This is a genomic window from Stenotrophomonas mori (assembly GCF_023556335.1).
In the GTDB taxonomy this organism is placed as follows: domain Bacteria; phylum Pseudomonadota; class Gammaproteobacteria; order Xanthomonadales; family Xanthomonadaceae; genus Stenotrophomonas; species Stenotrophomonas mori.
On sequence record NZ_JAIKTS010000002.1, the window covers coordinates 432,352 to 452,240 of the forward strand.

Consider the following 19,889-nt stretch of genomic DNA (forward strand, 5'->3'; position numbering starts at 1 on the left):
AAGGAAGGGCGCGGTGGCGGAATTCTAGCGCCGCATGCAGAAAGCCCGCCTGGCGGCGGGCTTTCCGGGTTACTTGGCTTCGGCCTTGGCCGGCGGCGTGTGCTCGCCGTGCTTCTTGGTCATCCACCACTGCTGGGCCAGGCTCAGGCCACCGTTGACCACCCAGTACAGCACCAAACCGGACGGCATGAAGGCCATCATCACGCCGAACACCAGCGGCATCAGCTGCATCATCTTCTGCTGCATCGGATCCATGCCCGGGGCCGGCGTCAGCTTCTGCGTGAACCACATCACCGCCACGTTGATCACCGGCAGGATGAAGTAGGGATCGCGCGCGGTCAGGTCCTGGATCCAGGCGAACCACGGTGCCTGGCGCAGTTCCACCGATTCCACCAGCACCCAGTACAGGGCGAAGAAGATCGGCATCTGGATCAGCAGCGGCAGGCAGCCGCCCATCGGATTGATCTTCTCTTTCTTGTACAGCTCCATCATCGCGGTCTGGAACTTCTGGCGGTCATCGCCATAGCGCTCCTTGAGCTGTGCGATGCGCGGCTGGAACTTGCGCATCTTGGCCTGCGACTTGTACTGCGCGTTGGCCAGCGGGAACAGCGCCAGCTTGAGCAGGATCACCAGGCCGATGATCGACCAGCCCCAGTTGCCCACCAGCTTGTGGACCTGGTTCATGACCCAGAACAGCCCCTGGCCGATGATCGCCATCAGCGAGAAGCGGCTGTAGTCGACCACGCGCTCCAGCCCCTTCACGTCTTCCTTGGCGATCTGGTCGACCAGCTTCGGACCGACCCACAGGCGCGCCTGCGTGCTCACCTGCTGCCCGGGGGCGACGGTGAAGCCCGGGCCACGCGCCTCGACCACGTTGCGCGGGCCATTCTGCGAGAGCAGGTACAGCGAGGCCTGGTCGGCCTGCGGGATCCAGGCGGTGAAGAAGTGGTGCTGCAGCATCGCCAGCCAGCCATCGCTGATGGTCTGGTTGAGGTTGCCGTCCTTGAGGAAGTCGGAGAACGCCCGGCGCTGGTAGCCGTCGGCCGGGCTGTACCAGGTGGCGCCGTTGAAGCTGAAGGAGTCCGGGTTGGTCATGCTGCGGCTGAGGATCGCCGGGACCCGGTCGAGCTTGCGGAACACGTAGCCCTGCCACGGCGTGGTGCCGGCATTGCTGACTTCGTCCTTCACCGCGACGGCATAGTCGCCGCGCTTGAAGCTGTAGGTGCGGCGGATGCTGACCCCGTCCGGCCCGTTCCAGACGAAGGGCACCTGCAGTTCATCCCGGCCTTCGTCCAGGCGGTATTCGCGCGCCGCCTGGGCCGGCTGGAAGCCGCCCGCGCCCGGTACCGGCGAGCCGGACTGGCTGGCCCAGCCGCTGGTGGCGCTGTAGGGGTGCGTCCGTTCCTCAGTCAGCAGCTGCACCGGCGGGCTGCCGGCGGCCTTGCTCTGCGGGAACTGCAGCAGGTCGGCCTGGAGCACGCTGCGGCCATCGAGCACCAGCTTCAGCACGTCGGTGGTGACGGTCACCCGCGGCGCGGCGCCGGTGGCCGGTGCCGTCGCCGGGGCGGACACCGCCGGCAGGCCGGGCACCGCGGCCTGGGGCACGTCCCCGGCCGCAGGTGGCGCGAGGTCGGCATCGTCGGCGGCCGGTACGGCCGGCTGGCTGCTCTCGGCGGCCACCGGATCGGGCGCGTTCTTCTCGCGGCCCCATTCCATCCACAACAGCACCGCCACCATCAGCCAGGCGAAAATCAGGAATACACGGGTCTGGTTCATCAGCAGGCAGGCTCGGCTCGACCGGGCGGGCCGCCCGGCGCATTCAAGGAAGGAGAGGGGCGGTTGCCCCCGCGCGGCGGCATTGTGCCGTCAGTGCCCCCCGCCGGCAATGCGCCGGCACGGCGAAGCAGGCGTTCGAACGCCTCGCGGATCTGTGGGTTGCCGGCCACCTTGGCCGCTGAACGGGCGACCACGACATAGTCGCCCCCGGCCAGGTCTGCCCGGAGGTGACGTACTGCGTCACGCAGCACGCGCTTGATGCGGTTGCGGCCGACCGCCCGCGTATCGACCTTTCGCGACACCGCCAGCCCCAGCCGGGCGGGGGTTTCCGCTTTCAGCCAGTGCAGCGTCATCAGGGGGTCGGATACACGGCGGGCGCCGTTGAAGACCGTTGTGTATTCGGCACGCGTACGAACCCGCGCAGAGCGAGGGAATCGCTTGCGCGGGCCGGTGCTGATCACGATCGGGGTTGCATCTGCCGCACGCAGCGGCGAGGCAATCAAGCGCTGAGGACTTTGCGGCCCTTGGCGCGGCGACGCGACAGGATCTTGCGGCCGTCGGCGGTCTTCATACGCGCGCGGAAGCCATGGTCGCGCTTGCGCTTGAGGTTGCTGGGTTGGAACGTGCGCTTGGTGGCCATTTTGGCACCTTGTATGAATGGGACGGAAAGAACCGGAAATTCTATAGATTCCCCGCCCCTGCCGTCAAGCGCCGCGGGGCCTGCGGCGCACGCATCGCCGTCCCGGCTGTGGACGAACCTGTTGGCAACCCGGGGACAAGCATTCCCGGCTCCCCCTTGCGATGGTAGTCTGGGCCATCCACTTCCCCCCTTTCCGGCCCCGGGACCGGGCGGCTGCCTGCGCCTGTTCCACGAGCCTTCGACGATTATTGCTGATGGATGCCTGGTCCCGTTGTATCGAACGTCTGGAGGCGGAATTCCCGCCGGAGGACGTCCACACCTGGTTGAAGCCGCTGCAGGCCGACCACCGCGCCGACAACATGGTGCTCTACGCCCCGAATGCGTTCATCGTCGACCAGGTGCGCGACCGCTACCTGCCGCGGATCCACGAGCTGCTGCGGTATTTCGCCGACATCACCGACGTGCAGCTGGAGATCGGCTCGCGGCCGCGCCTGGCCGAACCGCCGCCGCCGTCCGCCACGGCGCCGGCCGGTGTGGCCAGCGTGGTGCCGCCGGTGCCCTTCAACGGCAACCTGGATTCGCACTACACCTTCGCCAACTTCGTGGAGGGCCGCAGCAACCAGCTGGGCCTGGCCGCGGCGTTCCAGGCCGCGCAGAAGCCCGGCGACCGCGCCCACAACCCGTTGCTGCTGTACGGCGGCACCGGCCTGGGCAAGACCCACCTGATGCTGGCCGCCGGCAATGCGATGCGCCAGGCCAATCCGGCCGCGCGGGTGCTCTACCTGCGTTCGGAACAGTTCTTCAGTGCGATGATCCGGGCGCTGCAGGAAAAGGCGATGGACCAGTTCAAGCGCCAGTTCCAGCAGGTGGACGCGCTGCTGCTCGACGACATCCAGTTCTTCGCCGGCAAGGACCGCACCCAGGAGGAGTTCTTCCACACCTTCAATGCGCTGTTCGACGGCAAGCAGCAGCTGATCCTGACCTGCGACCGCTATCCGCGCGAGGTCGAAGGCCTCGAGGCTCGGCTGAAGTCACGGCTGGCCTGGGGCCTGTCGGTGGCGATCGAGCCGCCGGACTTCGAGACCCGCGCCGCGATCGTGCTGGCCAAGGCGCGCGAGCGCGGGGCGGACATCCCCGACGACGTGGCCTTCCTGATCGCCAAGAAGATGCGCTCGAACGTGCGCGACCTGGAGGGCGCGCTGAACACGCTCACCGCGCGCGCCAACTTCACCGGCCGTGCCATCACCACCGAGTTCGCCCAGGAAACCCTGCGCGACCTGCTGCGCGCGCAGCAGCAGGCGATCAGCATCCCGAACATCCAGAAGACCGTGGCCGACTACTACGGCCTGCAGATCAAGGACCTGCTGTCCAAGCGCCGCACCCGTTCGCTGGCGCGTCCACGCCAGGTGGCCATGGCCTTGACCAAGGAACTCACCGAGCACAGCCTCCCGGAAATCGGCGATGCCTTCGCCGGACGCGACCACACCACGGTGCTGCACGCCTGCCGGCAGATCCGCACGTTGATGGAAAGCGACGGCAAGCTGCGCGAAGACTGGGACAAGCTCATCCGAAAGCTCAGCGAGTGAGGCGGCCGCGGCCGCCGGCAAGGCGGGCGACAGGGCGGAAACACGGCAGGGACATGGCGGTCGCGACGGTGGTGGAGGCGGGAAGCGGATGATGCACGCCCCGTGTGCAGGCGTCATCGCACAAAACCGTGCATCATTCGGGGACAGGCGCTGGGGAATCTGTGGATAAGAACAGCCGGAACGCCCGGCGGAAAATTATCCACAGCTTTCCACACCGGTCCAGGCGGACTAATACAGAGGCTTTCAATGCATGGAAATCATTATAAAACAATGACTTGAGTGTGTTTTAAGCCAAATCTGGCGCTACCAGCACCACCAAGCTTTTGATTTAACCCACATATTTAAAAGCATAGGGGCACGAAACCACATGCGTTTCACACTGCAACGCGAAGCCTTCCTCAAGCCGTTGGCCCAGGTAGTCAACGTGGTTGAGCGTCGCCAGACCCTTCCGGTTCTGGCCAACCTGCTGGTCCAGGTCCAGGACGGACAGTTGTCGTTGACCGGTACCGACCTGGAAGTGGAAATGATTTCCAGGATCGCGGTCGAGGATGCGCAGGACGGTGAAACGACTGTCCCGGCGCGCAAGCTGTTCGAGATCATCCGGGCACTGCCCGACGGCAGCCGGATCGTGATGTCGCAGACCGGCGAGAAGATCACCGTGCAGGCCGGGCGCAGCCGCTTCACGCTGGCCACGCTGCCGGCCAACGACTTCCCGTCGGTGGATGAAGTCGAGGCGACCGAACGGATGGTGGTTCCGGAAGCCGCGCTGAAGGAGCTGCTCGAACGGACCGCGTTCGCGATGGCGCAGCAGGACGTCCGCTATTACCTCAATGGCCTGCTGTTCGACCTGCGGGATCAGCTCCTGCGCTGCGTGGCGACCGACGGCCACCGCCTGGCACTGTGCGAAACCGCGCTGGAGAACAATGCAGGCTCCAAGCGGCAGATCATCGTGCCGCGCAAGGGGGTCACCGAGCTGCAGCGTCTGCTGGAAGGCGGCGAGCGCGAGGTGGAGCTTGAGGTGGGCCGCAGCCACGTCCGGGTCAAGCGCGACGATGTGACCTTCACCTCCAAGCTGATCGATGGCCGGTTCCCCGACTACGAGGCCGTGATTCCGATCGGCGCGGATCGGGAAGTGAAGGTGGACCGTGAAAGCCTGCGCGCCGCACTGCAGCGGGCGGCGATCCTGTCGAACGAGAAGTACCGCGGCGTACGGGTGGAGGTGACCCCCGGGCAGCTGAAGATCAGCGCGCACAACCCGGAGCAGGAAGAGGCCCAGGAAGAAATTGAAGCCGATACGCAGGTCAGCGACCTGGCCATCGGCTTCAACGTGAACTACCTGCTGGACGCCCTTTCTGCATTGCGCGATGAGTTCGTGGTGATCCAGTTGCGCGATTCGAACTCGTCGGCCCTGGTGCGTGAGGCCGGAAGCGAGAAATCGCGGCATGTCGTGATGCCCCTGCGTCTCTGACCGGAGGTTCCACGTGGAACACGAAAGAGCCCGGCAACTGCCGGGCTTTTTTGTGCATCGCCCGCATGGATGCCATGTGCCCTTCCCTCGCCGCTTGGTGGGCCTGCACTCTCAGGAAACCTGAGGGCTTCTGCGCTGGATACGGTCAGGAGCGCCCGGCGGGATTGGCATCGGGATGTCTTGAGCGGAAATTCCGTGGGGGTCCTGCCAGGCTTCAAGCCCGCGGATGGAGAACGCTGTTCCGGGCTCCGCTGGAGCAGGCTTCAAGGGCGATGCCCACTGCCTTTCCTGGGCGCGCCTTCCCAGGTCGAGGATTGGTGGGGGCTATGCGATCAATGATCTTGGGGAGCGATGGCATCCGATGTGTTTCACGTGGAACACATCGCCCTTTCAGCACAGAGATCTGTCCAAAGGCGTGATCAGCGACCACGTGGCTTGTCGAGCGCCTGGATCCGGGCTGTCCCCTGGATGCGGCGGATCGAAGCGTCAAGGTATCCAGGAAGTGCTCCGGATGTCCCTCATTCCAGTCGGGTCAATGCAGGGACGCCTCCTGTCGAGAAGGCTTGGTTGCTGCCTGTTGCCTGCCTGTGCGTTTGAGTCTTTAAGCTTCTAAATACAGTTATTTCTAGACTGTAGGTGGCGGTGGTAGTCGTGGATTTCATGTAGAAAACAATCAAGCTGTTGATTTTAAAGTAATTCATGTCGGCGAAACCCATTGGAAAAGCGCCGATCTATCCTGTGGATAGCAGTGAATAACGGGAGTACGCCCTGGAAAGCCGTTTGTTATCCACAAATGCCGCCCGGTCGCCACCGGACTTGTCCACATGTTGCAGTCGGATGTCCAGGTTGCTGATCGTGGGTCGGACGAACCCCGAGGGCTGCGGGCCGGGTTCATCCGGGCCAGCACGGGGCGTTGTCGGGATGCATTAAGCTGAGCAGCTTGCCGTCCGTGCTCCGTGCGGCGGTTTCCTGTCCTTCCCCGAGCATCAATGCATATCGTCCGTCTTGCCATGAGCCACCTGCGTCGATTCGATTCGGTGGCGCTCTCGCCGCGGCAGGGCATCAACCTGATCACCGGCGGCAATGGCGCGGGCAAGACCAGCCTGCTGGAAGCGCTGCATCTGATGGCCTACGGCCGCAGCTTCCGAGGCCGGGTCCGGGACGGCCTGGTACGGAAGGGGGCCGAACACCTGGAGGTGTTCGTGGAGTGGCAGGAGCGGCAAGGCGGGATGATGGTCGGCCGTCGCGCCGGTCTGCGCCACAGCGGACAGGCCTGGACAGGCCGGTTGGACGGCGACGACGTGCATCAGCTCGGCACCCTTTGTGCTGCTCTGGCCGTGGTCACGTTCGAGCCGGGCAGCCATGCGTTGGTGAGTGGCGGGGGAGAAACGCGTCGTCGTTTCATTGATTGGGGCTTGTTCCACGTGGAACCTGATTTCCTGGCCATGTGGCGGCGCTACACCCGGGCGTTGAAGCAACGCAATGCACTTTTGAAGGCGGGCGCGGCACCACGGCAACTCGACGCATGGGATGCGGAGCTTGCCGATGCCGGCGAGCCGATGACCTTGCGGCGCCAGGACTACCTGGAGCGCCTGCAGGCCCGGACGGTCGCGATCGCGGCAACCCTGGCGCCGGGGCTGGAACTGCGGGCGCTTCACCTCCAGGCTGGCTGGCGCCGGCATGAACTGTCCTTGGCGGACGCCCTGTTGCTGGCGCGGGACCGTGACCGCGCTGCCGGCTACACCTCGGTGGGCCCCCACCGGGCAGACTGGAGCGTGGAGTTCGCCACCATCCCCGGTCGCGATGCGCTCTCGCGGGGACAGGCCAAGCTCACCGCCCTCTCCTGCCTGCTTGCGCAGGCGGCTGATTATGCGGGGCAGCGTGGCGAATGGCCGGTGATCGCGCTGGACGACCTGGCGGCAGAGCTGGATCGCGAGCACCAGGAACGGGTCCTCGGGCAGCTGCGGGATACGCCGGCGCAGGTCTTCATCACTGCGACGGAAACCCCCAGTGGGCTGGCGGGCTCCCTGCGCCCTGCAGTCCGGTTCCACGTGGAACATGGCAACGCGACCCTGGTCGAATGAGCCTTCAGGGCGCGATTCCGGTCGGCGGGTATAATCGTCCGGCTACACCCCATCCCTCACGCTCCGTCCCAGGACGGCTGTGTGACCTGCGGAGCCTACGGCAAGCGCAATGAGCGAAGAACAGAACACCCCGGTCAGCAACGGCAACTACGACGCCAACAGCATCACTGCATTGGAAGGCCTGGAGGCCGTCCGCAAGCGTCCAGGCATGTACATCGGCGATGTCCATGACGGCACCGGCCTGCACCACATGGTGTTCGAGGTCGTCGACAACTCCATCGACGAAGCATTGGCCGGTCACGCCGACAACGTCCGCGTGACCATCCACGCCGACGGCTCGGTTTCGGTCTCGGACAATGGCCGCGGCATCCCGGCGGGCAAGCACGAGCAGATGAGCCAGAAGCTCGGTCGCGAGGTCTCCGCGGCCGAAGTGGTGATGACCGTCCTGCATGCCGGCGGCAAGTTCGACGACAACAGCTACAAGGTTTCCGGCGGCCTGCACGGTGTCGGTGTCAGTGTGGTCAATGCCTTGTCGGAGAAGCTGCTGCTGGATATCTACCAGGGCGGCTCGCACTACCAGCAGGAATACAGCAACGGGGTCGCGCTGGGGCCGCTGGCGGTCGTCGAGCCGACGACCCGCCGCGGTACGCTGGTGCGCTTCTGGCCGTCCCTCCAGGCGTTCAGCACCAATGCCGAGTTCCATTACGACATCCTGGCCCGCCGGCTGCGCGAGCTGTCCTTCCTCAATTCCGGCGTCAAGATCACCCTGACCGACGAGCGTGGCGAAGGCCGCCATGACGACTTCCACTACGAGGGCGGCATCAAGAGCTTCGTGGAGCATCTGGCGCAGCTGAAGACGCCGCTGCACCCGAATGTCATCTCGGTCGTAGGCGAACACAACAACATCACCGTGGAAGTGGCCCTGCAGTGGACCGACTCCTACCAGGAGACGATGTACTGCTTCACCAACAACATCCCGCAGAAGGATGGCGGCACCCATCTGGCCGGTTTCCGCGGCGCGTTGACGCGGGTGCTGAGCAACTACATCGAGAAGAACGGCATCGCCAAGCAGGCCAAGATCAGCCTGACCGGCGACGACATGCGCGAAGGCATGATCGCGGTGCTGTCGGTGAAGGTGCCCGATCCCAGCTTCTCCAGCCAGACCAAGGAAAAACTGGTCAGCTCCGACGTGCGCCCGGCCGTGGAGAACGCATTCGGCGCGCGCCTGGAAGAGTTCCTGCAGGAGAACCCGAACGAAGCCAAGGCCATCGCCGGCAAGATCGTCGATGCCGCGCGCGCGCGCGAAGCGGCGCGCAAGGCCCGCGACCTGACCCGCCGCAAGGGCGCGCTGGACATCGCCGGGCTGCCGGGCAAGCTGGCCGACTGCCAGGAAAAGGATCCCGCGCTGTCCGAACTGTTCATCGTCGAGGGTGACTCGGCGGGTGGCTCGGCCAAGCAGGGCCGCAACCGCAAGAACCAGGCGGTGCTGCCGCTGCGCGGCAAGATCCTCAACGTGGAGCGCGCCCGCTTCGACCGCATGCTGTCCTCCGACCAGGTGGGCACGCTGATCACGGCGCTGGGCACCGGCATCGGCCGCGATGAGTACAACCCGGACAAGCTGCGCTACCACAAGATCATCATCATGACCGACGCCGACGTCGACGGCGCCCATATCCGCACCCTGCTGCTGACCTTCTTCTACCGGCAGATGCCGGAGCTGATCGAGCGCGGTTACGTCTACATCGGCCTGCCGCCGCTGTACAAGATCAAGCAGGGCAAGACCGAGCTGTACCTCAAGGACGATCCGGCGCTGGACGCCTACCTGGCCAACAGCGCGGTGGAAAACGCCTCGCTGATCCCGGCCGCGGGCGAGCCGCCGATCGAGGGCGTCGCGCTGGAAAAGCTGTTGATGACCTACGCCAGCGCGCAGGAAGCCATCAGCCGCAATGCCCACCGCTACGACCGGACGGTTCTCGAAGCGCTGGTCGACTTCATGCCGCTGGACCTGGAGAGCCTGCGCGGTGCGGCGGCGGACGAGGGCCTGCAGGCGCTGGCCAAGCGCCTGAACCAGGGCAGCCTGGGAACCCCGCGTTTCACCCTCACCCTGCAGGAGCCGAACGAACAGCGTCCGGCCGCGCTGCTGGTGACCCGTCGCCACATGGGCGAGGAACACATCCAGGTCCTGCCGCTGGCGGCCTTCGAATCCGGCGAGCTGCGCCCACTGCACCAGGCGGCGCAGCTGTTGCACGGCCTGGTCCGGGAAGGCGCCAGCATCAACCGCGGCAACCGCTCGGCGGAGATCACCGGCTTCGCCCAGGCCCAGGCCTGGTTGATGGAGGAGGCCAAGAAGGGCCGCCAGATCCAGCGCTTCAAGGGCCTGGGCGAGATGAATCCGGAACAGCTGTGGGATACCACGGTCAATCCGGATACCCGTCGCCTGCTGCAGGTACGCATCGAGGATGCGGTGGCTGCCGACCAGATCTTCAGCACCCTGATGGGCGACGTGGTCGAGCCGCGCCGCGACTTCATCGAGGACAATGCGCTGAAGGTCACCAATCTGGATATCTGACACAATCCTGCGGCGCAGGCCGGCATGCAGTTGCATGCCGGCCTGGTTCCCTGGCCTGCCGCACAGGATTGCGATGACCGTTCCTTCTCCGCTTCGCCCGTCCCGTCCCGCGTCTCCTCCCGTGCCCGCGCCGACCGGTTCGCCCGTACTGGGGTTCGGACTGGACGTGCTGTTGGCCACCGTGCTGCTGATGGGGCTGAGCCTGTTGTGCGGGCTGTTCTGGGGGCTGTGGCGCGGCTTCATGGTCGGCGTGGAGGCCGCACGCGCCGGACAGGCCCCCGACGTCAGCGCGTTCTCCACGCTCGGCCAGCCAGGCGCCCTTGCGCAGATGCTGATCGCCCTGGTCGCCACCGGCGGAACCGCCCTGGCCCTGTATCTGTGGCGCCGGCGGGCCACACCCGCCGAGCGTGCGGCGTCGCGCCATGCGGTGCGGCGCGGTTCCACCTGGGGCTGGACCCTGCTGGTGGCGGCCGGGGTGTTCGTCGGCAGCAGTCTGGCCGGCTGGCTGGGCAAGCAGCTGGGCGTCGAACCGGTGCCCACCAACCTCTCGCTCATGGAAGAGGCGCTCGCCCGCTATCCGGTGTTTCTGGTGGTGTTTGCAGTGCTGCTGGCGCCCGCATATGAGGAGCTGCTGTTCCGGCGGGTGCTGTTCGGCCGGCTCTGGGCTGCCGGCCGGCCCTGGCTGGGCATGCTGCTCAGTGGCGCGGCGTTCGCATTCATCCATGAGATTCCCGGCACCAGCGCCAACGGCCCCGCGGAGATCGCGCAGCTGTGGCTGGTCTATGGCGGCATGGGCATCGCGTTCGCCTGGTTGTACCGGCGGACCGGCACGCTCTGGGCCGCCATCGTCGCGCACGGTCTCAACAACGCCATCGCCCTGGCCGCGCTGGTTTTCCTCGGGGTGCCCTAGCCGCTTCCCGATTGACGGAAATTTAAGCTGCACGCTCGCACACTGCGGACATGAACAAGGGATTCCCCTCCATCGCTCCCCTGTTGCTCGGCCTGGCTCTGGCCGCGCTGCTGGCCTCCTGTGCGACCACCACTTCGCCGACCGGGCGCCGGCAGCTGGTCGGCGGCTACTCGCAGGCGCAGCTGGACCAGCTGGGCGCGCAGGCCTTCGCCGAGACCAAGGCCAAGAAACCGTTGAGCCGCGACGGCCAGCAGAACGCCTACGTGCAGTGCGTGGTCAACGCGCTGGTGGCGGAGCTGCCCCAGCAGTACCGGGGAGTGCGCTGGGAGACGGCCCTGTTCGCCGACAACGAACCGAACGCGTTCGCGCTGCCGGGCGGCAAGGTCGGAGTGAACAGTGGCATCTTCAGCGTGGCCAAGAGCCAGGATCAGCTGGCGGCGGTGATCGGCCATGAAATCGGGCACGTCATCTCCCGCCACCATGAAGAGCGCATGACACGGCAGATGGGGGCATCGAGCCTGCTGCAGATCGCCGGCGCGCTGGCCGGCGACTATGGGCAGCTGGTGACCCAGGGCGGCGGCATCGTCGCGCAGACCGGCTTCCTGCTGCCGAACTCGCGCACCCAGGAAAGCGAAGCCGACATCGTCGGCCAGCGGTTGATGGCGCAGGCGGGCTTCAACCCCGCGCAGGCGGTGGACCTGTGGCAGAACATGATGGCGGCGGGAGGCGCACGGTCGCCGCAATGGCTGTCCACCCACCCCGATCCCGCCAACCGGATCCGCGAACTGCAGCGCGACATCCCCGCGCTGGAGCCCGTCTACCGACAGGCCCGTGCGGCGGGGCGTACGCCCCGTTGCGGTTGAGCGACGCGCATGGCCGCTCCGGACCCCCGCGGATTGATGCACTACAGCATCGGAAGTGATTTCTCCGTCAAATTATTTCTGTTACGTTTGGGGGCTCTGCTCCACCAGACTCTCCGTTTCAGCACCGCCCCCGCGGTTTCATCGAGGTGACCCCACATGATCTCCCGCAGCCATAAGCAGGTTCTGCTTTCCGTCCTCATCGCAACCGTGCTCGGTGGTGCCGTGGTTGCCGATGCCGCCGCCCAGGCGCGCTCGTCGGACCGTTCCGGCAACGAACGCCGGGGGCGCGATTCGGCCCGGGCCGAGGTGCTGTACCCGGAGGCCACCCGCGAAGAGCCCAAGGCCAAGGCGTCCTCGAAGATGGGCGGCAAGCTGCAGAAGCTGTTCGCCGCCTACAACAAGGACGACTTCGAGCAGACGCGCACGCTCGCCGAAGAGATCATCGCCGCCGACAGTGCCAACGAATACGACAAGGCGGTCGCCAACCAGCTGGCGTCGCAGGCGGCCTACAACCTGGACGACAGCGCCGCGGCCAAGCAGTACCTGGAGCAGGCGGTCGCGCTGAACCAGCTCGACAACAACGGCCACCTGCAGGCGCTGCTGATGCTGGCGCAGCTGCAGCTGCAGGACGAGCAGTACGCCGAAGGCCTGGCCAACCTGGACAAGTACTTCGCCGAATCGGGGTCGCAGAAGCCCGAGGAGCTGGTGATCAAGGGCCAGGCCCTGTACCAGACCGAGAAGTACGCCGAGGCCATTCCGGTCCTCAAGGCGGCCATCGACGCCTCCAGCGATCCCAAGGACAACTGGAACCAGCTGCTCATGGCGGCCTATTCCGAAGCCGGCCAGACCGGCGAAGCGGTCAAGGAAGCCGAGGCGCTCGCCGCCAGGAACCCGGCCGACAAGAAGGCCCAATTGAATCTCGCCAGCATGTACATGCAGGCCGACCAGATGGACAAGGCCGCCGCGGTGATGGACGCGCTGCGTACGACCGGACAGCTCACTGAAGAGCGCGAGTACAAGCAGTTGTACTCCATCTACGCCAACACCGAGAACAAAGAACGGGACGTCATTGCGGTGATCAACGAGGGCCTTTCCAACGGCATCCTCAAGCCGGACTACCAGGTCTACCTGGCGCTGGCCCAGTCGTACTACTACTCCGACCAGATCCCGCAGGCCATCGAGGCGTGGCAGAACGCTGCCCCGCTCTCCAAGGATGGCGAGACCTACTTGAATCTGGCGCGCGTACTGCACTCAGAAGATCGGATTCCGGAAGCCAAGCAGGCCGCCCGGGACGCCTTGGCGAAGGGGGTCAGGAACCCTGCCGATGCGAACAAGATCATCAATCTGAAGTAAGCAGTAATAACGCCTGAACCACTGCATTTGTGATGCGCAGCCGGTCAGGATTGGTATAAGCTTGGAGGTTCCTGCGGTGTCATGCACCGCTGAATCAGGGGTGTCGGATATCGCCGCCCCGGCCCCACTAACGAGTTCTTGGCGCATGACGGAACAACTGGTTTTCCACCACAGGTATGACGGCGAGAAAGAGCCGGGGTTGAGCTGGCCCCGCATCGCCGGCATCGCATTCGTAATCGCACTCCATCTGGCAGCCCTGATGATGCTCCTGATCCCCGCCGTGGCTCCCAAGGCCGCCAAGGAGAAGGAACGCAACGTCATGGTGACGCTGGTCGACGCTCCGCCGCCGCCACCGCCGCCGCCGCCGCCGCCGCCGCCGCAGGACACCCCGCCGCCGCCGGTCAAGAACCTGGCGCCGCCGAAGCCCTCGCCGCTGCCGCCGCCGCCGGAAGCCCCGGTGGTCGACATCCCGGAGCCCCGTCCGAACGACGTGGTGACGCCGCCGTCGCCGCCGTCGCCGCCTGCGCCGCCGACCGACATCCAGGCCAGCGTCGATATCTCGTCCAAGAACATGAACCCGCCGCGGTACCCGCCGGCCGCTTTCCGCGCCGGTATCCAGGGCGAGGTCATCCTGATCATTGATGTCGACGCCAGCGGCAACGTCACCAATGTGTCCGTCGAGAAGTCCAGCCGTAACCGTGACCTCGATCGGGCCGCAATGGATGCGGCACGCAAGTGGAAGTTCAACCCTTCTGTCATCAATGGGCAGAAGGCGGCTGGCCGCGTCCGCGTCCCGGTCAACTTTGCGCTGAGCTGACCCTCAAGGCGGCTCTTGGGCCGCCGCGGGGAAGCGTTCGACTTTAGCCATACCCTTTATCAACACCACACACAACAAAGGTAAGCGTCATGCTGCAGGAAATCTTCATCGCCGCTGCTGCCGGGGGCAATGCAAACAACGCGCTCTCGCAGATGGGCTTCGAGCATCTGATCCACGAAATGACTTCCCAGCCGGGTGAGTTCGCTGTTTCCTGGGTCGTGCTGTTGACCCTCGTCGTGATGTCGGCGATGTCGTGGTACTGGACCGTCATCAACATCTTCCGCTCCACCCGCCTGAAGTCCGCTTCGGACCGCGTGCCGGGCATGTTCTGGGAAGCCGCCAACGCCCAGGACGCCATCCGTGCGATGGAAGAGCAGCCGGCTTCCGAGCCGTTCTCGAAGATCGCCCTGGACGCCGCCCAGGCGGCTGCGCACCACCAGCAGGCTGGTGCCGGCGAGACCCTGAGCCGTTCGGAGTTCGTCGATCGCGCCCTGCGCCAGGCCGTGACCCGCGAAGCCAACAACCTGCAGGGCGGCATGATCCTGCTGGCCACCGTCGGTGCGACCGCTCCGTTCGTGGGTCTGCTGGGTACGGTGTGGGGCATCTACGGCGCCCTGATCAAGATCGGTGCGACCGGTTCGGCCTCGATCGACGCCGTTGCCGGCCCGGTGGGTGAAGCACTGATCATGACCGCCATCGGTCTGTTCGTTGCGATTCCGGCGGTGTTCGCCTTCAACTTCTTCAGCAAGATCAACAGCGCGACCGTCAGCAAGTTCGACACCTTCGCGCACGATCTGCACGACTTCTTCGCCACCGGCTCGCGCGTCCGCTGAGCCGTCGGCCGAGTAGTCCTCGCAACGATATAGACGGAGCCCGTTATGGCTTTCAGTAGTGGTAACAGCGCCGGCCCCATGGCCGACATCAACGTCACGCCCCTCGTGGACGTGATGCTGGTGCTGCTGATCATCTTCATCATCACGGCTCCCCTGATGTCCCACAAGGTCCAGGTGGAGCTGCCCGAGGCCAACCTGAACATCAATCCGGACGATGCCGAAAAGCGCTCGGGCCCGATCACGGTGGCAGTCAAGGAAGACGGTTCGCTGTACTGGAACGATGAGCCCGTGACCAAGGACACGCTCGAGTCGCGTTTCGCCACTGCTGCCCAGCAGACGCCGCAGCCGCCCCTCAATCTGCGTGGTGACAAGACCACCAAGATGAGCGTGATCAACGAGGTGACCAAGATCGCGCAGAGCCAGGGCATGCTGGACGTCGGTTTCGTTGCCACCAAAGAAAAGGGGCAATAAGCGATGGCATTCAGTAGTGGTGGAAACAGGGGCCCGATGGCCGACATCAACGTCACGCCCCTCGTGGACGTGATGCTGGTGCTGCTGATCATCTTCATCGTGACCGCGCCGATCATGACGTATCCGATCTCCGTGGACCTGCCGCAGCGGGTGATCAACCCGCCGCCGCAGCTGCGCGAACCGCCGCCGCCGATCGAGCTGCGGGTCGATGCCAGCAACCAGGTCTACTGGAACAACAGCCCGGTGAACGTGGGAGAGCTGCAGCAGCGGATGGAGGAAGAGGTACAGAAGGATCCGACCAACCAGCCGGAACTCCGTATCGATGCCAACCCCGATTCCGAGTACGAAGTCATGGCGCGGATCCTGGCCCAGGCCAAGAACGCGCAGATGAAGAAGATCGGTTTCGTGCAGTAACGCAATACCCAAGTCATGACGCGACTGGAAAACGCCCCCGCTAGCCGGGGGCGTTTTTTTTGTTCCGCTCGGGCATCGCGGCTGTGCTGGTGCAGCCGCGCCATGCCGGCCTGCGGCGTCCCCCACCCCAGCGGTGGCTGACCCGACGCCGCTTGCGGACTGCGGGGCGATCCAGGGCGAGCACGGCGGCGGCCATGCGCATGCAGCGGAATCCATGAGGATCCCGCCGAAGTTGCCCCGCTTGCGTCAGTGCCTGCTGCGGCAGGCGGGCGGCTCAGCGCTGGGGGCCGATCACCGCCAGGTAGGCCTTCACCGTCGCATCGAGTCCGTCGTACAGCGCTTCGCCGATCAGCGCATGGCCGATGGAGACTTCCAGCACCTGTGGAACATGCTGCAGGAAGCGGCCGAGATTGGCCTGCGACAGGTCGTGGCCGGCGTTGACGCCCAGGCCCGCGGCGTGTGCCCGCCGCGCGGCATCCGCGAACAGCTCCAGCGCCGCCTGCGTCGGGCCGGCTGCGAAGGCGTCGGCATAGGGGCCGGTATACAGCTCGATACGGTCCGCGCCGATCGCGGCTGCCGTGGCGATGTCGGGGTTGCCGGCATCGACGAACAGGCTGACCCGACAACCGTAGCTCTTGAGCTCGGCGATCAGCGGGCGCAGGCGCTCGCCATCGCGGGCGAAGTCGAAGCCGTGGTCGGAGGTCAGCTGGCCGTCGCCATCGGGTACCAGGGTCGCCTGCGCCGGTCGGGTCTCCGCGCACAGCGGCAGCAGCCCGGGGTAGCCCGGCCGCGGTGGCGCGAACGGATTGCCTTCGATGTTGAACTCGACCGCGTGCTCCCGGGTGAGCGCGGACAGGGCCAGGACATCGTCGCTGCGGATATGGCGCTGGTCGGGTCGCGGGTGCACGGTGATGCCGTCGGCACCCGCCTCCAGGCAGGTGGCGGCGGCACGCAGCACGTCCGGGTCGTTGCCGCCTCGGGAATTGCGCAGCACGGCGATCTTGTTGACGTTGACGCTGAGGGAAGTCATGGCGGAGAACGTTCTTCGGACAGGGAGGGGGAGTGGCTGGACGACGTGCGCGCACGCAGCTGCGCGCGCAGTGCGTCCTGTTCGGCCGGATGAAGCGCCGGCGGCGGCGCCTGCAGGCGGCCACCGACCCGGGCCGCGTACAGCCCCTTCAGCCACAGCAGCAGCAGCGCGACCGCCGCCAGCAGCGAGCACAGCAGCAGCCATGCTTGGGTGGTCGTGACCGCCAGGACCAGGGCGCCCAGTGCGAGCGCCAGGAACAGCCAGTGCATTGCATTCTCCCCCGGTGACCGGGCGAGTGTAGCGGCCTTTGCCCGCCGCGTTCCACGCAACGGGCCGCCTACAGCAGCGGTGATGCCAACCGTGCGAAGGCCTCCGGCAGCCGGTGCCGCCACAACGACCGCTTCCGGTCGGGCAGCACGCGGGTGGCCCGGCTGAACTCCTGCGCCAGGATGGCGTCGAGCTCGGCGGTCAGCCCGCGGTCGTGGTAGAGCATGGACAGCTCGAAATTCAGCCGGAAGCTGCGGTGGTCGAAGTTGGCGCTGCCGACGATGCAGGTGTCGTCGTCGGCGATGAACGCCTTGGTGTGCAGCATGCGCGGGCCGTACTCGTAGATCTTGACGCCGGCGCGCAGCAGCTCCTCGTAATAGGAACGGCCGGCCAGTGTCACGAACAAGGAGTCGCTGCGCCGTGGCACCAGCAGGCGGGTATCCAGGCCGCCCAGCGCCGCCGAGGTCAGCGCCATGCGTGCGGCCTCGCCGGGGACGAAGTACGGGGTCACCAGCCAGACCCGGTGCGCGGCTTCGTGGATGGCCGCTACATGCATGCGGTGGATCGCTTCCCAGGACGAGTCCGGGCCGGACACCAGCACCTGCGCCTGCACCCTGCCCTCGTCGCGGGTGGGGCCGTCGGGCGGGAACAGGTCGTCGCGGTCGAAGCCGGTGACCGCCTGCCCGCTCGCATAGATCCAGTCCTCCAGGAACACCAGCTGCAGGCTGCGCACCACATGCCCGGTCAGGCGGGTATGCAGGTCGCGATAGGCATCGGGATTGCGGCTGTCGTCCTCGTCGTCGGTGATGTTGATCCCGCCGGTGAACGCGACGCTGCCGTCCACCACCACCAGCTTGCGGTGGGTGCGCATGTTCAGCCACGGCCGCTTGAACGGCTTGAGCAGCTGCCGCGGGTGGAACCAGACCACCTCCGCACCGGCCTCGCGCAGCGGTTGCAGGAAGCGGCGCCGGATCCGCGACGACCCTACCGCGTCCAGCAGCAGGCGGACCGTCACCCCGGCCCTGGCCCGCTCTATCAGCGCGTCGCGCAGGGCGGTGCCGGCGTGGTCGGGTTCGAAGATGTAGTACTCCAGGTTCACATGGCGGCGTGCGCCGGCCACCGCCCGCAGGATGGCGGCGTAGGTGACCGCACCGTCCACCAGCCAGTCCACCTGCACGGCGGTACTCGGCGCCAGCCCGGTGGTGGCCTGGCCGATGCGCGACAGCTCGGTGCAGTCCACATCCGGAGGGCAGGCGCTGCTGTAGGACTCCATGCCTTCCCGCGACCGGCCCCGCCGCAGGCGCTGGCGTACGATCTTCTGCGGCCCGAGCACGTAGAACACCACCAGTCCGATGTACGGCAACGCCGCCAGCGACAGGATCCAGCTCAGGGTCGCCACCGGTTCGCGCTTCTGCAGCACGATGTAGCACGCCAGCAGGACCAGGTAGACCACGTAGGCGGTGGCCAGCACCTGGGCGATATGCGGGACGGTGGCAAGGCTGTCCCACAGGCCGTGGAGGAATTCGCGCATGCGGTGATTCTAGCCGCGTGCGGCGTGACGGCCGGCTTCGCGTGGCGGCGGGAAATGAATGCCGCGTCGCTGCGCCTGCGACCGCATCGCGCTAGCGTGATGCGATGAACACGCCGATCAAGGGCCGCGGTGCCACGGGCCGGATTCCCGGACGCTTCGAGACCCTCACCACCCATGCCGTGGACGACGGCTGGCAGGCCGAGGACGGTGAGGAATTCGCGCCGCGGGCACTGCGCACCGAAGTCCGCAGCGAGACCGCACGGCGCATCATCAGCCGCAACACCTCCCCCGATGTGGGCTTCGACCGTTCAGTGAACCCCTACCGCGGCTGCGAGCACGGTTGCTCCTATTGCTTCGCGCGCCCGACCCATGCCTACCTGAACCTGTCCCCGGGGCTGGACTTCGAGACCCGGCTGTTCGCCAAGACCAATGCCGCCGAGCTGCTGCGCCGGGAGCTGTCCCGGCCGGGCTATGTACCCAGGCCGATCGCGCTGGGCATCAACACCGATGCCTACCAGCCGATCGAACGCAAACTGGGCATCACCCGGCAGTTGATCGAAGTCCTGCACGAAACCCGTCATCCGTTCTCGCTGATCACCAAGAACGCACTGATCGAGCGCGACATCGACCTGCTGGCACCGCTGGCCGAGCAGCACCTGGTCAGCGTGCACTTCTCGGTGACCACGCTGGACCCGCACCTGTCGGCCAGACTCGAACCGCGCGCATCCGCGCCGCACGCACGGTTGCGGGCGATGCGGCGCCTGCACGAGGCCGGGATCCCGGTAGGCGTGATGGTCGCGCCGGTGATTCCCTGGATCAACGATGCCGAGCTGGAGGCGGTGCTGGAAGCCGCGCGCGATGCCGGCGCGCGCAGTGCCGGCTATGTGCTGTTGCGGCTGCCCTACGAGGTGGCGCCGTTGTTCCGCGACTGGTTGCAGGCGCACCACCCGCAACGGGCCGAACACGTCATGAGCACCCTCGGCCAGCTGCGCGGCGGCAAGGATTACGACAGCCGGTTCGGCAAGCGCATGCGCGGCGAAGGCGTATACGCACAGCTGCTTTCGCGCCGCTTTGCGCTGGCCAGCAGGCGCCTGGGGTTCAACGCCTCGCGCGAACAGTGGCCCTGGCTGGACTGCAGCCGCTTCGTGCCGCCGGTACCGCCGAAGAAGGCCTCGCCGCAGGGCGAACTGTTCTGATCCGCTGGGATCGATGCCGGCCAGGATTTCCGCCGCTAGGAAGGCGGGTCGCGGGCACTCTTGCGGCGTCCCCGTACGCGG

At 66.3% G+C, this 19,889-nt stretch carries 18 protein-coding genes; 12 read left to right on the top strand and 6 right to left on the bottom strand.

Annotation, left to right across the window (positions count from 1 at the left end):
* Positions 1–69: 69 nt before the first annotated feature.
* From yidC to rpmH, 3 genes are read right to left on the bottom strand one after another with little or no spacing between them, the layout of a single operon-like run.
* Positions 70–1,776, bottom strand: coding sequence for a membrane protein insertase YidC (gene yidC / locus K5L01_RS09395; RefSeq protein WP_250064113.1), 1,707 nt, complete (start codon positions 1,774–1,776; stop codon positions 70–72).
* Positions 1,776–2,237 (bottom strand): ribonuclease P protein component, encoded by a 462-nt coding sequence (gene rnpA / locus K5L01_RS09400; protein WP_250064114.1) that lies wholly within the window; start codon positions 2,235–2,237, stop codon positions 1,776–1,778. Before rnpA ends, yidC begins: the two co-directional genes overlap by 1 nt.
* Positions 2,238–2,275: 38 nt before the next feature.
* Entirely contained in the window at positions 2,276–2,416 is a 141-nt protein-coding gene (gene rpmH / locus K5L01_RS09405; protein WP_006404565.1) for a 50S ribosomal protein L34, read from the bottom strand.
* A 254-nt stretch (positions 2,417–2,670) separates the two neighbouring features.
* Here rpmH and dnaA point away from each other — a divergent pair, with 254 nt between their 5' ends.
* From dnaA to K5L01_RS09460, 11 genes are all read left to right on the top strand, one after another.
* Positions 2,671–4,002: a chromosomal replication initiator protein DnaA gene (gene dnaA / locus K5L01_RS09410; protein WP_250064115.1), complete on the top strand. Its 1,332-nt coding sequence runs from the start codon at positions 2,671–2,673 to the stop codon at positions 4,000–4,002.
* Between the two features lie 367 nt (positions 4,003–4,369).
* On the top strand, positions 4,370–5,470 hold the full coding sequence (gene dnaN, locus K5L01_RS09415; RefSeq protein WP_250064116.1) for a DNA polymerase III subunit beta: 1,101 nt from the start codon (positions 4,370–4,372) through the stop codon (positions 5,468–5,470).
* A gap of 989 nt (positions 5,471–6,459) precedes the next feature.
* A complete protein-coding gene (recF, locus tag K5L01_RS09420; RefSeq protein ID WP_250064117.1) occupies positions 6,460–7,554 on the top strand; it encodes a DNA replication/repair protein RecF in 1,095 nt (364 codons plus the stop codon).
* Positions 7,555–7,663: 109 nt separating this feature from the next.
* Complete coding sequence (gene gyrB / locus K5L01_RS09425; RefSeq protein ID WP_250064118.1) at positions 7,664–10,123, top strand: DNA topoisomerase (ATP-hydrolyzing) subunit B; 2,460 nt, start codon at positions 7,664–7,666, stop codon at positions 10,121–10,123.
* A gap of 73 nt (positions 10,124–10,196) precedes the next feature.
* Positions 10,197–11,033, top strand: a complete 837-nt coding sequence (locus tag K5L01_RS09430) for a CPBP family intramembrane glutamic endopeptidase (protein ID WP_250064119.1) — start codon at positions 10,197–10,199, stop codon at positions 11,031–11,033.
* Between the two features lie 50 nt (positions 11,034–11,083).
* Positions 11,084–11,896 carry a M48 family metallopeptidase gene (locus K5L01_RS09435; protein ID WP_250064120.1) on the top strand — a complete coding sequence of 271 codons (813 nt, stop codon included), beginning with the start codon at positions 11,084–11,086 and terminating at the stop codon, positions 11,894–11,896.
* A 156-nt stretch (positions 11,897–12,052) separates the two neighbouring features.
* Positions 12,053–13,249: a tetratricopeptide repeat protein gene (locus K5L01_RS09440; protein WP_250064121.1), complete on the top strand. Its 1,197-nt coding sequence runs from the start codon at positions 12,053–12,055 to the stop codon at positions 13,247–13,249.
* A gap of 145 nt (positions 13,250–13,394) precedes the next feature.
* Positions 13,395–14,066: an energy transducer TonB gene (locus K5L01_RS09445; RefSeq protein ID WP_425603871.1), complete on the top strand. Its 672-nt coding sequence runs from the start codon at positions 13,395–13,397 to the stop codon at positions 14,064–14,066.
* Positions 14,067–14,155: 89 nt separating this feature from the next.
* Entirely contained in the window at positions 14,156–14,899 is a 744-nt protein-coding gene (gene exbB, locus K5L01_RS09450) for a TonB-system energizer ExbB (RefSeq protein ID WP_250064122.1), read from the top strand.
* 45 nt (positions 14,900–14,944) lie between these two features.
* On the top strand, positions 14,945–15,370 hold the full coding sequence (locus K5L01_RS09455) for an ExbD/TolR family protein (RefSeq protein WP_250064123.1): 426 nt from the start codon (positions 14,945–14,947) through the stop codon (positions 15,368–15,370).
* A gap of 3 nt (positions 15,371–15,373) precedes the next feature.
* On the top strand, positions 15,374–15,784 hold the full coding sequence (locus K5L01_RS09460) for an ExbD/TolR family protein (protein ID WP_250064124.1): 411 nt from the start codon (positions 15,374–15,376) through the stop codon (positions 15,782–15,784).
* A 274-nt stretch (positions 15,785–16,058) separates the two neighbouring features.
* On the opposite strand, the gene K5L01_RS09465 is transcribed toward K5L01_RS09460, so the two are convergent.
* From K5L01_RS09465 to cls, 3 genes are all read right to left on the bottom strand, one after another.
* Positions 16,059–16,814 carry a pyridoxine 5'-phosphate synthase gene (locus K5L01_RS09465; RefSeq protein ID WP_250064125.1) on the bottom strand — a complete coding sequence of 252 codons (756 nt, stop codon included), beginning with the start codon at positions 16,812–16,814 and terminating at the stop codon, positions 16,059–16,061.
* Positions 16,811–17,083, bottom strand: a complete 273-nt coding sequence (locus K5L01_RS09470) for a hypothetical protein (protein ID WP_250064167.1) — start codon at positions 17,081–17,083, stop codon at positions 16,811–16,813. The genes K5L01_RS09465 and K5L01_RS09470 overlap by 4 nt, the downstream gene beginning before the upstream one ends.
* Before the next feature lie 68 nt (positions 17,084–17,151).
* The gene (gene cls, locus K5L01_RS09475; protein ID WP_250064126.1) at positions 17,152–18,612 is read right to left on the bottom strand and encodes a cardiolipin synthase; all 1,461 of its coding nucleotides are present in this window, start codon (positions 18,610–18,612) and stop codon (positions 17,152–17,154) included.
* A gap of 104 nt (positions 18,613–18,716) precedes the next feature.
* Here cls and K5L01_RS09480 point away from each other — a divergent pair, with 104 nt between their 5' ends.
* Positions 18,717–19,808: a PA0069 family radical SAM protein gene (locus K5L01_RS09480; protein WP_250064127.1), complete on the top strand. Its 1,092-nt coding sequence runs from the start codon at positions 18,717–18,719 to the stop codon at positions 19,806–19,808.
* The last annotated feature ends 81 nt before the right edge of the window (positions 19,809–19,889 follow it).

Bases quoted from the DNA above. Each gene is read 5' to 3' on its own strand.
- yidC (WP_250064113.1), bottom strand. From the start codon at position 1,776: ATGAACCAGACCCGTGTATTCCTGATTTTCGCCTGGCTGATGGTGGCG.
- rpmH (WP_006404565.1), bottom strand. From the start codon at position 2,416: ATGGCCACCAAGCGCACGTTCCAACCCAGCAACCTCAAGCGCAAGCGC.
- dnaA (WP_250064115.1), top strand. From the start codon at position 2,671: ATGGATGCCTGGTCCCGTTGTATCGAACGTCTGGAGGCGGAATTCCCG.
- dnaN (WP_250064116.1), top strand. From the start codon at position 4,370: ATGCGTTTCACACTGCAACGCGAAGCCTTCCTCAAGCCGTTGGCCCAG.
- recF (WP_250064117.1), top strand. From the start codon at position 6,460: ATGCATATCGTCCGTCTTGCCATGAGCCACCTGCGTCGATTCGATTCG.
- gyrB (WP_250064118.1), top strand. From the start codon at position 7,664: ATGAGCGAAGAACAGAACACCCCGGTCAGCAACGGCAACTACGACGCC.
- K5L01_RS09430 (WP_250064119.1), top strand. From the start codon at position 10,197: ATGACCGTTCCTTCTCCGCTTCGCCCGTCCCGTCCCGCGTCTCCTCCC.
- K5L01_RS09435 (WP_250064120.1), top strand. From the start codon at position 11,084: ATGAACAAGGGATTCCCCTCCATCGCTCCCCTGTTGCTCGGCCTGGCT.
- K5L01_RS09440 (WP_250064121.1), top strand. From the start codon at position 12,053: ATGATCTCCCGCAGCCATAAGCAGGTTCTGCTTTCCGTCCTCATCGCA.
- K5L01_RS09445 (WP_425603871.1), top strand. From the start codon at position 13,395: ATGACGGAACAACTGGTTTTCCACCACAGGTATGACGGCGAGAAAGAG.
- exbB (WP_250064122.1), top strand. From the start codon at position 14,156: ATGCTGCAGGAAATCTTCATCGCCGCTGCTGCCGGGGGCAATGCAAAC.
- K5L01_RS09455 (WP_250064123.1), top strand. From the start codon at position 14,945: ATGGCTTTCAGTAGTGGTAACAGCGCCGGCCCCATGGCCGACATCAAC.
- K5L01_RS09460 (WP_250064124.1), top strand. From the start codon at position 15,374: ATGGCATTCAGTAGTGGTGGAAACAGGGGCCCGATGGCCGACATCAAC.
- K5L01_RS09465 (WP_250064125.1), bottom strand. From the start codon at position 16,814: ATGACTTCCCTCAGCGTCAACGTCAACAAGATCGCCGTGCTGCGCAAT.
- K5L01_RS09470 (WP_250064167.1), bottom strand. From the start codon at position 17,083: ATGCACTGGCTGTTCCTGGCGCTCGCACTGGGCGCCCTGGTCCTGGCG.
- cls (WP_250064126.1), bottom strand. From the start codon at position 18,612: ATGCGCGAATTCCTCCACGGCCTGTGGGACAGCCTTGCCACCGTCCCG.
- K5L01_RS09480 (WP_250064127.1), top strand. From the start codon at position 18,717: ATGAACACGCCGATCAAGGGCCGCGGTGCCACGGGCCGGATTCCCGGA.